12 protein-coding genes are annotated in these 13,105 nt (G+C 38.6%); 8 read left to right on the top strand and 4 right to left on the bottom strand.

From position 1 onward, the window contains the following. Positions 1-532 precede the first annotated feature (532 nt). Together PPBDW_RS09240 and PPBDW_RS09235 are read right to left on the bottom strand one after the other, a co-directional pair. Positions 533-1,015, bottom strand: a complete 483-nt coding sequence (locus tag PPBDW_RS09240) for a YajQ family cyclic di-GMP-binding protein (RefSeq protein WP_036795011.1) — start codon at positions 1,013-1,015, stop codon at positions 533-535. Positions 1,016-1,152: 137 nt separating this feature from the next. Beyond that, entirely contained in the window at positions 1,153-2,211 is a 1,059-nt protein-coding gene (locus PPBDW_RS09235; RefSeq protein WP_036795010.1) for a 3-deoxy-7-phosphoheptulonate synthase, read from the bottom strand. A 317-nt stretch (positions 2,212-2,528) separates the two neighbouring features. Here PPBDW_RS09235 and PPBDW_RS09230 point away from each other — a divergent pair, with 317 nt between their 5' ends. Next, entirely contained in the window at positions 2,529-3,434 is a 906-nt protein-coding gene (locus PPBDW_RS09230) for a putative PEP-binding protein (RefSeq protein ID WP_036795009.1), read from the top strand. A gap of 38 nt (positions 3,435-3,472) precedes the next feature. Here PPBDW_RS09230 and PPBDW_RS09225 read toward each other — a convergent pair whose 3' ends face one another. Together PPBDW_RS09225 and cra are read right to left on the bottom strand one after the other, a co-directional pair. Beyond that, positions 3,473-4,510 carry an FUSC family protein gene (locus PPBDW_RS09225; protein ID WP_036795008.1) on the bottom strand — a complete coding sequence of 346 codons (1,038 nt, stop codon included), beginning with the start codon at positions 4,508-4,510 and terminating at the stop codon, positions 3,473-3,475. A 99-nt stretch (positions 4,511-4,609) separates the two neighbouring features. Beyond that, positions 4,610-5,593, bottom strand: coding sequence for a catabolite repressor/activator (cra, locus tag PPBDW_RS09220; RefSeq protein WP_036795006.1), 984 nt, complete (start codon positions 5,591-5,593; stop codon positions 4,610-4,612). Between the two features lie 371 nt (positions 5,594-5,964). Here cra and fruB point away from each other — a divergent pair, with 371 nt between their 5' ends. From fruB to PPBDW_RS09180, 7 genes are all read left to right on the top strand, one after another. Further along, positions 5,965-7,083, top strand: a complete 1,119-nt coding sequence (gene fruB, locus PPBDW_RS09215) for a fused PTS fructose transporter subunit IIA/HPr protein (RefSeq protein WP_036795004.1) — start codon at positions 5,965-5,967, stop codon at positions 7,081-7,083. A gap of 49 nt (positions 7,084-7,132) precedes the next feature. Beyond that, the gene (pfkB, locus tag PPBDW_RS09210) at positions 7,133-8,077 is read left to right on the top strand and encodes a 1-phosphofructokinase (RefSeq protein WP_036796411.1); all 945 of its coding nucleotides are present in this window, start codon (positions 7,133-7,135) and stop codon (positions 8,075-8,077) included. 51 nt (positions 8,078-8,128) lie between these two features. Then, positions 8,129-9,883, top strand: coding sequence for a PTS fructose transporter subunit IIBC (gene fruA, locus PPBDW_RS09205; protein WP_036795002.1), 1,755 nt, complete (start codon positions 8,129-8,131; stop codon positions 9,881-9,883). A gap of 829 nt (positions 9,884-10,712) precedes the next feature. Further along, complete coding sequence (locus PPBDW_RS09200) at positions 10,713-11,093, top strand: hypothetical protein (protein ID WP_036795000.1); 381 nt, start codon at positions 10,713-10,715, stop codon at positions 11,091-11,093. Positions 11,094-11,239: 146 nt separating this feature from the next. Then, positions 11,240-11,587: a hypothetical protein gene (locus tag PPBDW_RS09195; RefSeq protein WP_036794998.1), complete on the top strand. Its 348-nt coding sequence runs from the start codon at positions 11,240-11,242 to the stop codon at positions 11,585-11,587. Between the two features lie 148 nt (positions 11,588-11,735). After that, on the top strand, positions 11,736-12,374 hold the full coding sequence (locus PPBDW_RS09185; protein ID WP_036794996.1) for a LysE family translocator: 639 nt from the start codon (positions 11,736-11,738) through the stop codon (positions 12,372-12,374). 109 nt (positions 12,375-12,483) lie between these two features. Then, complete coding sequence (locus PPBDW_RS09180; RefSeq protein ID WP_036794995.1) at positions 12,484-12,918, top strand: GNAT family N-acetyltransferase; 435 nt, start codon at positions 12,484-12,486, stop codon at positions 12,916-12,918. Positions 12,919-13,105: the final 187 nt, after the last annotated feature.

Below are 13,105 nucleotides of genomic sequence, written 5' to 3'. Positions count from 1 at the left end.
GGACATCTCCTCTATTTTATTTCAGTCAATGTGTACTGAATAAGTTGAGTCACACAACAAGCGAATAAATATTTACAATAATTGTTATTGTAAAAAGTGAACGTTCCATGACCGTAATAAGCATATCCATGCTAGTTATCGTTGTTGCTGCTCTTTATCCTATTATGTTAGTAACAGAGAATGAAAAATAATTAACCATTATTGAAGTGGGTGAATTATAGGGTATAAGCATGCTGCGCAACAATTTTTGCAATTAAAAAAAATTTGTTTGCTTAAAAAGTATTCTTGGTTGTGATTGGGGTGTTAATAGTGTTGTATTACGGTTTTTTGAATGGTTTCAGATGAGGTGTTATTGTTTATTTAATGTGTTATTCTGCATTTGTATGACGTATTTCAATATAACAGTAAAGTATAAACTTAATAGTTACAGTTTAAATGTTATCATTATTTTTAAAGTTACTCAAAAATAGTTGAATATTTAAATCAAAAAAAAGGAAGCGTTGATACGCTTCCCTTATGATATTAATAGTGATTAATCACGAAAATTATCAAATTGGAATGGTTGACCAAGATCTTGCGCACGAACTAGTGCCATAGTAGCTTGTAAATCGTCACGCTTTTTAGCTGTTACACGTAATTTTTCACCTTGAATAGCCACTTGAACTTTTAATTTGGCGTCTTTAATCGCCTTAACTAGTTTTTTAGCATTAGTGGTTTCTACACCTTGCTTAAATTCAATGTTCTGTGATGCTGTTTTACCTGAGAAGTTTATTGCTTTACGCTCAAGAGCATTGGCATCAACACCGCGCTTAGCAAGATTACCACGTAAAATCGCCACAATCTGATCGAGTTGAAATTCTGATTCTGAGGTGATTTTTACGATTTCTTTGTTTAATTCTACGCTGGCTTCAACACCACGAAAATCAAAACGAGTGCTAATTTCTCGGATTGAATTATCTACCGCATTTTTGATTTCTACGGTATCGACTTCGGAAATAATATCAAAACATGGCATGCTATTGGCCTCTAATCTGAATGTGGGAAATATATCCCGTTATAAATTAACGCGTATATTATACCGTTAATTGAATATGAGGAAAGGAGCAACAATGTATTGAAGCTCCTTTATTGTATTAAGATGTTAAGATGAAATTACGCGTTGGCGTCTTTAATGGCATCAGCAAGCATATTAAGCATCACAACTGTATCACCCCAATCGATACATGGGTCTGTAATCGATTTACCATAAACCAGTTCAGTTTCCTTACCGCTAATTACAGTCTGGTTACCTTCTTCAATAAAGCTTTCGGCCATAATGCCAGCAATAGACTGACTGTCATTGCGAATTTGCTCACAAATTTCAGCTGTAACATTAAGTTGGCGTTTATGTTGCTTTTGGCAATTACCGTGGCTGAAATCAACGATTAACTTAGGTGTCAATTTAAATTCAGTTAAAGTAGCGCAAGCCGTCGCAATATCTTGTGGGTGGTAATTTGGCATTTTACCACCACGAAGAATAATGTGACCGTATGGGTTACCAGAGGTGCGATAAATCGTCATTTGACCATTTTTATCTGGTGAACAAAATAAATGTGATGCGCGTGTGGCTCGAATAGCGTCAATAGCAATTTTAATATTGCCATCAGTACCATTTTTAAAGCCAACAGGGCACGACAAAGCCGAGGCCATTTCACGGTGAATCTGAGATTCTGTGGTACGGGCACCAATGGCACCCCATGTGATTAGGTCAGCAATATATTGACCAGTGATCATATCTAAAAACTCAGTCGCTGTTGGTAGTCCTAACGCGTTAATATCAATTAATAGTTTACGCGCTTTATGCAAACCAGCAGCAAGGTCGAGGCTACCATCTAAATGAGGATCTGAGACTAGACCTTTCCAACCTACAACGGTACGCGGCTTTTCAAAATAAGTACGCATAACGATAAAAAGTTGGTCTTTATATGTTTCTTGTACAGCAACAAGGCGTTTCGCATAGTCAATAGCAGCATCGGTGTCATGAATTGAACATGGACCTACGATTACCAATAGACGTGAATCTTTCCCTGATAGGATCGCTTCAACTTGCTTACGTGCGTTATCAACATGCGCAGCAATAGCATCTGTCATTGGTGAGGCTGTTTCTACTTCTGCTGGTGTCGGCATTCGGCCGAGACTCATTGTGCGAAGTTCATCTGTTTTCATTGGCATAATAGTTTGCCTACCTTGGTATCTCTGTAATAACCCCGTTAAGATAGCCCAAATCACTGTTGGAATAAACCAAACTTGTGATAACAAATAGGTTTTTAGTAAGTAACTATAGATATTGATAGCTAAAATGGCGATTTTGCATCCAATTATTAATATTCATAAACCTAGTCGCATATGTCAGTGATGTTGAATAATTGTTGTTAAATAATGTTTTGTTCTTGCTTGAAAATTGAACACGCAGTAAGGTCATAAATAGTTATTTAATGGATTGATATTTATAAGCATCAGTCTTTTTAACACGGACGTATAGGTGGTGTATGACAACACAAACAGAATTAACGCTTACAACAACAACCGTATTGCGCAATACGCAACAATTAGCGACTATCTGTCATCAAGGGATAGGATTGGTATCATTAGATGATCTCATCGCAACCGCAATTGGTATTCATCCATTAGTTTTTACTCAGCAAAGCGCTTTATCAGAATTAACTCAGCAAACATTGCAACAAAAAATAGCTGATCAATATGGACAGCAATCCGTTGCTTTAGCTGAATATTATGTCGCTATGTTGACAGAGTTATTAGTGTCAGCGGCAAGGCAACAAGGGGCTTCGCCATTAAAAGTGCAATTGGTGGGCGCTGATTCTGGCACTCGACATCAATTATTAGGTGCGGAATTAGAAATTGCAGAAGTGAATCCTCAATTAGGGGTACGCGGTGCCAGTTTTTGTGCTGATGTAAATTACAGACCGAGTTTTGCGCTGCAATGTGAAGCGATTAAGCGTGCCCGTGCTGCCGCAGGCGGAGAACAGATTGAATTAGTGGTGCCGTTTGTACGTACATTCAGTGAAGCCGCAACCATGATTGATTTGTTGGCTGAGCAGGGGTTATGCCGCGGTGCTAATGGCCTGAAAGTGCATATGCTGTGTTCTGTACCTGCAAATGCATTATTAGCTGACACCTTTATTCATTACTTTGATGGTTTTGTGGTAGATGTTGAGCAACTGGCACAATTGGCATTAGGGCAAGATTTTTCTAATCCAAATCTTACTTACCGAGTTGATACCCAAAATGATGCAGTGGTGCAGCTATTAAAAATGTTATTCGCCACGGTGAGTAATACCTCTAAAGATTGTGATATTTATTATAATAAGATTACTCAATCACCACGTTTACAACGATGGTTGATTGATAATGAAGTAACGACTGTCATTTGCTGATAATACAAACCAGCCGTTATTATGCTAATAGCGCTGGTTTATTTTTGATTAAGGATCCGTAATTGAAGAATAAGTGCATCGAGTTGACAGATAAACTGGCGGGTTAGCCAAAAATAGCCATAAATGCCTAAAGCGTTGGCTGTATCATCAGGCGATATTTCTTCGGCCATTGTTGATAGAAGTTCAATATTGGGTAACTCATCGATATTGACTAAATTACTATGATTAACCGACGCCAACTCTAATTGATTTAAAATAGTAATAATATGTTGTTGATACTGCTTTAGATCTGTCTGGGCTAATAATTGACGACGGCTAATATCTGAACTCCAGTGGGTTTCAATTAATTGCTCTGTAACACTAATTAATGTGCGTTGTACCGTAATAATGGTTCGATAATGGCCTGCTAATTTGTGTCTTTCTTTTTGCACGTTAGGTAATAGGATTATCATTTTCATATGGCGTTCTAATACTTCACGTTTCATCGAATTAAGTTGTTTAATACTGAGCATATGAGCTGAAGCGTGAGCTTGATAAAGCTGACGTAATGCGCGTAAATTTTGATTAAACAGTGTATTCCAACTGGTTACAGCACGAATAGGTAATAACAATGAAAAGGCAATCGCAATTAAACTACCAATTAAAATATTAGCCACACGCCATAGCGCGACACTCACTTCTAAAGCAGTATCACCTTGATAAGAAACTATAATTAGCGTCATTACTGCTAAAAAGAAGAAATAAATATTCTTCCCATAAGATTTTAGTGACAGTAAAAAGACCCATGCCAGCATCCATACTGGGATCAGATAATTAAGCTGGTGGGGGAATAAAACCGTTAATAGTCCTAATAAAGCGCCTAATAAAGTACCGCCAATGCGTTGAAAACCTTTATAAACAATAGCTCCAGCATAAGGTTGCATCATAACGACGACTACGGTAACAGGCCCCCACATCGAATGCGGTACATGCACAATAGAATAAAAAGCGAGTGTAAAAGCAATAGCCAATGTTACCCGTAAAGCATGAGAGAATTGTGCATGCGATATTAATAATGCTTTAAGACGTAAATACATGGCGTAGCCTATAGCTATTTAATAAAAGAATATAAATATGAGTTATCTCGTATTTTTCCATTATTGTTATTATTCCGCAATAGAATAATAGTAAAAGTGTTAGCGATGAATAACTTGGCGCGGGATCACCTCTATATTTGGCTCATAAGTCCCTTTTATTGCATTTAACGCGAGTGTTAACGCATGTTCAGCAATAAGCTCAAATTGCTGTGGTAATGATTGTATTTTATTCGGCAAAAAATCGAGTAGACGATTATCACCAAAAGTTGCTAAACAAGTGTTACTCATCAATTGAGGATTTTTAAGTAGGCAATCAAGTACGCCCTCAAATAAAGTATAAGACGTGGCTAAAATAGCATCAGGAAAACAGTCATTATCAATCCATTGTTGAACAATTTGTTGGCCGTTTTGCTGACTAAAATGTTCACCATATCCAATGAGAGTTGTGATGGCGTTGGAATGATGATCTATAGCAGCGATAAAGCCTTGCTGACGTTCTTTAGATACCCCGAGCTCCGCTACAGCACCAACTAAACCAATGCTATTGATCGGTTGAGTTAATAGTGATTGGGTTAGCTGATAAGCACCTTCTAAATCTTCGCTAATGATTGATATAAAAAACTCATCATCTAAAGCGCGGTCGATAGCAATAACGGGCACACCATTAGCTTGAATTTTACGATAAAAATCATTATCGGCAGCTAACGCGCTGGCCACAATTAACGCATCAATGCGGCGACTAAGCAGAATATCAGCAACCTTCATTTCAGTTTCAGGATCATCATCAGAACAAGAGATGATCATTTGATATCCTGCTTTACGCGCATTACGTTCAAGTAGCTTAGCGATTTTGGCGTAACTGGTGTTTTCTAAATCAGGAATAATTAGCCCAAGAGAATAGCTATTGCCGATACGAAGAGAAGTTGCAGCATGATCGGGGCGGTAATTGTGTTGTTCAACAACTGCCATTACCTTATGTTGGGTTTTTTCGCTGATACGGTATTGTTTAGCTTTACCATTAATAACGTAACTAGCTGTAGTGCGAGAAACCCCTGCAAGTTTTGCAATATCATCCAATGTCATGGTGTTTATCCGTTGTTTATTTATATAAAGGGAAGCTTAAAAATGGTTAATTAGGCTGTTCATTATTTAACTGAATCTAATTTTGTGCGCTTGATCATATATTCATATGGCGTATGCTTAACAACGTTTGCAATTCTAGCTGAAACGATTCAGTATGCAAGCTGAAAGGTTTCAGCAGAAATTAAATGTGCATTTATTGGGTATAGAATGTTGTGTTAAGCATAACATTTTTATTTTCCTTTATGCTGAAACGATTCAGCTATTGATAAGAAAAGATTCCTATTAAAAAATAGATAGGGCTTATCAATAGTTATTAATGAATAGCACCATAAATAGCGATGATCTCACAGAGCATTGAATCGGAGAGTTAAATGTTATCACTGTCTAAAAATGATATTGCGATGCAACAAATCGCATCCAACAAACAAGACGCAATCAAATCGTTGGCAGCTGATCTTGAAGCAACAGGGTTAGTACAGACAGGGTATGTCAATGGCATGCTTGCTCGTGAACAACAAAATTCAACCTATCTTGGTAATGGTATTGCGATCCCTCACGGTACAACTGAAACCCGTGATTTAGTCAATCATACTGGCGTTAAAATTCATCATTTTCCACAAGGTGTGCCATGGGGCAATGATCAAACAGCTTATATTGCGATTGGTATTGCGGCTAAATCAGACGAACATTTAGGTATTTTGAAACAGTTAACCAAAGTGTTATCAGCTGACGGTATCGAAGACAAACTACGCCATTGTGAATCAGAGCAAGCTATCATTGCGTTACTTAATGGTGATGAACAGCAAGAAGCTGAATGTAACCCTGAACTTATTTTGAAGCAGTTTCCCGCACTAGATTTATTACAATTAACGGCAGTTGCCGCAGGGTTAATTAAATACCAAGGCTTTGCTGATACAGCTACCGTCACTGATGCGATAAGTCAGGGTCCGACTTATTTAGGCCAAGGCTTGTGGTTAGTGAGAAGTAATAAGCAGGTTAAGCGTACTGCGATTGCTATTGTGACGCCTCAAGTACCTTTTGAAGAATTAGGTCATCCCGTTGCCGGTATGATTATGGTTGCGGCTAATGATAACGCTCATAAAGCTAACCTTGAGTATTTAACGAACTTGATCTACCAAGGGAAAGTTAGCCAATGGTTAGCATCATCAGCTGTTGAAATGGTAACTGCATTGACGCAAGTGAGTTTAGAGGGGCATCAAGCTACATTCGCAATTCGTAACCCTCATGGTTTACATGCTCGTCCAGGCGCAATGCTAGTTAATACGACCAAAAAATTCGATGCAGATATTCAAGTGGTTAATGTTACTAGTGGTAGTAAACCTGTTAATGCCAAAAGTTTAATGAAAGTCATTGGGCTGGGTGTGAAATGTGGTAATGAACTGCAATTTACTGCGCAAGGTAGTGATGCTGAAGCGGCCTTAACCGCTATTGGTCAGGCGATTGCTGATGGTTTAGGTGAGAAATTATAAAAGGACAGTACTGATGACGATTTCAACCAATAATTCAGAGACAAACAACATGCAACAAGTGCTAAAACCGAAAGTCGTGACTGTCACACTTAATCCTGCATTAGACCTGACCGGAAGCTTACAGACCATTTCGCTAGGCACTGTCAATGTGGTTGAACAAGGCAATCTGCATCCTGCCGGCAAAGGTGTTAATGTCGCTAAAGTATTAGCAGAGCTTGGTGCTGATGTTACCGTGACTGGTTTGTTAGGTGCTGATAACCAAGAACCTTTTTGCCAACTGTTTGAGAAAATGGGCGCGACAGATAAATTTGTACGTGTCGCTGGTGCGAGTCGTATTAACGTTAAATTGGTTGAGAAAAACGGTCAAGTTAGTGACATTAATTTCCCAGGGGTTGCGGTTACAGCAGCCAATATTTTAGCGTTTGAAAAAACATTATTTGAGTTAGCGACAACCCATGATGTATTTGTGATTGCGGGGAGTTTACCGCAAGGGATCACTCCAGAAATGTGTGCTAATTGGTTAGAAAAATTACATCAATTAGGCAAGAAGGTGTTATTTGATAGCAGCAAGTCAGCATTAGATGCAGGCTTAGATGCTCATCCATGGTTAGTTAAACCTAATGATGAAGAGTTAGCCGAGTGGGCAGGACAAGTATTTGAAACCCCACAACAATGCATGGCTATTGCTGAAAAAATTGCAGCGAAAGGCATTACTAATGTCGTGGTATCACTGGGTGCGAAGGGTGTGATGTGGCTAAACCATGAAGGTTGGTTACAGGCTCAACCACCGAAAATGGACGTTGTCAGTACTGTTGGTGCAGGCGATACCCTTGTTGCTGGTTTGTGTTGGGGTGAGATCAATCAATGGTCAAAAACACAGTCGCTACAATTTGCTACTGCATTATCAGCTGTGGCTGTTACCCAAGTGGGTGTTGGCGTTGATGATATCAATAAAGTAAACAACATTGCTCAACAAGTCATTTTAACTCAATAACTTAATCGCATAATAATAAGAACGTGAAGCGATATTGACCAAGGTGTAAATATGAAAATTGCATTAGTAACAGCTTGTCCTAGCGGCATTGCAACCACCATTATAGCTGCAGGATTATTAGAAAAAGCCGCAGCAGAATTACAATGGCAAGCAAGTATAGAGTGCCAAACATCACTTAATAGTACTAAGATTTTGACACAACAGCAGATCGATGATGCTGAGGTGATCATTATCGCAGCGAGTACAGCGGTTGATACTACTCGTTTTGTAGGTAAAAAAGTTTATCAAGCTGATATCACTGCTTGTTTTGAAGCGCCAAAAGTATGGTTAGCTGATGCTGCAACCCATGCACAATTATTAATAGAAGCAAGTGCACCGTCTGTTACTGATGCAACTGACAATGCAGTTAAAAAGATTGTAGCTATTACTGCTTGTCCAACAGGGGTTGCTCATACCTTTATGGCGGCAGAAGCGTTGACAGAAGAAGGTCAACGTCAAGGTTATGACATTAAAGTTGAAACCCGTGGTTCTGTTGGAGCTAAAAATCAATTAACTGATGCTGAAATTGCGGCGGCAGATTTAGTTATTATTGCTGCTGATATTGAAGTCGATTTAGCGCGTTTTAATGGTAAAAAACTTTATAAAACCAGTACTGGTTTAGCATTAAAGAAAACTAAATCAGAGCTTGAAAAAGCCTTTGCAACGGCAGCGGTATATAATCATTCTGGTAATACCAACGCACAAAATACAGATGCTAAAACAGAAAAAGCTGGCCCATATAAACATCTAATGACGGGTGTATCTTACATGTTGCCATTAGTCGTGGCTGGTGGTTTATCTATTGCATTATCTTTTGTCTTCGGTATCGAAGCCTTTAAACAAGAGGGTACGTTAGCCGCTGCATTAATGACCATTGGTGGTGGTTCTGCATTTGCGTTAATGGTGCCTGTATTGGCAGGTTTCATTGCGTTCTCAATTGCAGATCGTCCAGGTTTAGCGCCAGGTTTAATTGGCGGTATGTTAGCAAGCTCTACTGGTGCAGGTTTCTTAGGCGGTATCGTTGCTGGTTTCCTCGCTGGTTACTGCGCTAAGTTCTTGGTTGAAAAGATCAAATTGCCACAATCAATGGAAGCGTTAAAGCCGATTTTGATTGTGCCATTACTGGCGAGTTTAGTAACCGGTTTGGTCATGATCTACATTGTTGGTGGCCCAGTATCAGCAGCGATGGCAGGTTTAACCACTTTCCTAAACAACATGGGTTCAGCTAACGCAGTATTACTGGGCATTATCCTTGGTTGTATGATGTGTTTCGACTTAGGTGGTCCAGTAAACAAAGCGGCTTATACTTTTGGTGTTGGTCTATTAGCTTCGCAAACTTATGCGCCAATGGCAGCAGTTATGGCAGCAGGTATGGTACCAGCAATGGGCATGGGTTTAGCGACATTCCTCGCTAAGCGCAAGTTCTCTAACAGTGAGAATGAAGCGGGTAAAGCTGCATTTGTACTAGGTATGTGTTTTATCTCTGAAGGTGCGATTCCATTTGCAGCTCGCGATCCAATGCGTGTTATTCCAAGCTGTATGATTGGTGGTGCATTAACGGGTGCATTATCAATGTTGTTTGGCGCAAAACTTATGGCACCACACGGCGGCTTGTTTGTATTGCTCATTCCAAACGCAATTTCACCAGCGTTACTTTACTTAGTCGCTATTGCAGCGGGTACGATAGTAACAGGCGTATTGTATGCATTCTTAAAGCGTCCTGAAGAAGGCTCTATTGCCGCTCAAACGGTAGCTGCTAAAGCTTAATTAACAGCTACAAATTATTAATTAAAAGCCGACTTAATTGTCGGCTTTTTTATGGGGAAAGGGAGGGAATAGGTTATAAGGGACGAGGGAGTAACAAGAGGGCATTAAAATTCCAAACAGTGAATACAAAACCCATCCGTCATTCTCTACAGTGAGGTTACGAACGCCGATAGGGAATCTAATTACAGCACGTTGAATCGTTATTATTTTGCGAGATGTATTTCTTTATGTATATAAGAAAGATAGACGCCATATCGTACCTTTTATACTGTTAATACATACAGAAATTAGTATTAGTAAAAAAGTGGCAATTAAAAGGCAGATGCCCGATTTTGTGACTTCTATCGGGCAACCAATGTAATAATGTTTTTGATTTATAATGACGAATGAAATACGGGCGCAGGTTCAAAGAACAAATTCGGGCAAGTTGTTAATATAATAAGTTGTTAGTAATTTATGGATATAATATGGATATTCCCAGAGCAAAAAGAGTTCGAAGGAGAGTCAAAAGAAGTCGCTTTCAGTTCAGTGATAAACTATCTATAGGAGCACATTAGCTGCTTTTCTATTCACCTTGTACTCTTTTTACTACTCTAATCTGCGCGTTGATAATGAAGTTGTAATTACCAATCCCTTAACTAGGTTTGTGAATACAGGAGCATTTGAATTTGATGTTTTATTTCACAATATAGGTAATAAAGATCAAGCTGTAGTGAGACTGTAAGCAGAAATAACCCATAGCGGTAGCAATGGAAATATTTTCGACAATGAAATTGAGCCTTTTATAGTTAAGGCGAATGAGATTGTTCAAAGAAAAGTTAAGCTCCAAGTGCCGGTTAATAAAGAAACACCAAAACCATGTGTTATTCCTCAACCGAAACAAGGGAGTTATAAGCTCAATTTAACTATTTTGACTTCTGATTCTAGTGTTATGGAGAAAGAGCAAAAGATAAAACTAGGCTCATTAAAAATTGATGGCGCACTCTTTGATTACAACAGCTATCCAGTCCATGATGATCTACATAAGCCACAAGGCGTTAAGCAAAAAACAAAAACGGGTATGGCTATACACATGTCTGGAATTAGCGGTATCGAGGAGCGCCCAGACTCATGGCGCATTATAAGTAGCCTTCCTGTCATTCTTGAAATGACATATGGTAATTCTATTTCGGTTAAAGACTGGATCGAACAGTGTGCAAAAAATCACTAATAAACTGTTTAAGAGTGATTCGCAGCGGGTGGTGTTTTCCCTATGCGTTGCGTTTGGTGTTTAAGGTGGTTGCGGCACAATCGGTATTGCGTTGCTTACACCTTAACAGGGCGTTATGCGCCAAAATAGAAATGGAGACAGCAATTATGGAAGATTTAGTAGGGGCATTACAGAGCGATGGTTTCAACGCCAAGCTTAAAAACAGCAAAATGGTAGTTAAGCTCGAAGGGCTTTCGAATTTTGTATCAATAAGCAAAGATATAGCTGCCGATGAGTACAAAATTAAAACGAATGACACAGCACTATCGATATTAGCTAGTTTCTTTTTGCTATTTGGCTTATACGGCATCAATCAAACTAGTGGCGGTAATTTATTAGACTTTGTACTAGTAACATTTTCTGTGTTGAGTTTCGTCATAGTGATACTCACGGAGGTTAAAGTAACCAAATTACGTGCTGCAATAGATAGATTGAACCGTGGAACAAGCGCATAACAAAATGTTTAAAAGGGATTCGCAACGCGTGGCATTTTACTATGCGTGCGTTTAGTGTTTAAGGTGGTATGCGGCGGCTTCAGTATTGCGTTACTCACCCCTTAACATGGCGTTATGCACTAGTGTTTTTCGATATCAGAGGTGTAAATTGGAATTACTTTTTAATAATTACTTATCAGAATTTATTGCAGTTTTATCTATTACTGTTTTGACTATTATTACCCCTGGACCAGACTTTTTCATCGTTGTCCGTAATAGTCTAACTTACACAAGACGCTCCGGTATTTTTACTACTCTAGGTGTCTCTTTTGCAGTTTGGATCCATGTTATATATACCCTTGCAGGTATCGGACTTATTTTGTCCAAATCTATTGTTTTGTTCACTATTGTGAAATATTTAGGGGCTGCTTATTTAATGTATTTAGGCTGGCAGTGCTTAAAAAGTAGACCTTTAAACTCTGAACAATATATTAAGCAAGAGAGAAAAATTTCAGATTATTCTTCTTTCAAGATGGGGTTTATTAATAACGCGTTAAATCCTAAAGCAACTTTGTTCTTTCTGAGTTTATTTACTCAAGTTGTAAGTGTTGAAACCCCTTTTGCGATTCAGATTATTTATGGCGCTACAGTTTCCTTATCTTGTTTAATTTGGTTTAGTTTGGTTGCTGTTTTTTTAAATCAGAAAAGCGTTAAAAATACCTTTGAATCTATTCAACATTATTTTGAAAAACTCATGGGGGTAGTGTTAATTACTTTCGGTATAAAAGTAGCGTTGGCATCGAAGTAAGCGCATAACAAGTTTCTTAAATGGACTTGTAACTTGTGTGATTAACACTGCTCGTTATTGCTGCACACATTAACTCCCCCTTAAGTGGCGTTATAGTCAAGGAGATAAAATGGAACTTATTTACCTAGAACGTACAGATGAGCTATATCAAGATGCATTAGATCTACGGTATGACTTGTTCTTTAGAACTCCCAGCCTTCCGCGAAAAATAATGTTTGATGAGCTTGAAAGTAGCAGCTTTCATATTGCAGCAGTAGATAATAACTCATTGTGTGCATATGGTAGATTAAGCGAGGAAAGCCCTCGAATATTTAAGATTTCGCAGATGGTCGTCCGCCCAAACATGCAAGGTCAAGGCTTAGGTACTCGCGTTCTAACAAAACTGACACACGAAGCTCTCGCAAAGGGAGCAGATGAAATATATTTAAATGCTAGGCTTCATGCCGTATCAATGTATGAAAAGTTGGGCTTTAAGACTTCAGGTCAATCTTATGTGGCTAATAGCACTGGCGTTCCTCATATCAAGATGATCAGGCGCGTCTAAATTGTCTATAACACGAGTTAAAGACGGATTTTCATACCTGATATTTTTGTGCTAAAACAAAGGGAAGCCATAACTTTGCACATCAACTATGCGGTATTAAAATTGATCTTGTTATTATATTAAAATACTCACTAAAAATTCTGATAGTGACTGTAAAACCCGTCCCGTCATTCCCTACAGTGAGGAA

This window comes from Photobacterium kishitanii, assembly GCF_000613045.3.
GTDB classification, from domain to species: domain Bacteria; phylum Pseudomonadota; class Gammaproteobacteria; order Enterobacterales; family Vibrionaceae; genus Photobacterium; species Photobacterium kishitanii.
The sequence above is the reverse complement of the archived record's forward strand: the minus strand, read 5'-3'. Positions and strand labels throughout refer to the sequence as shown.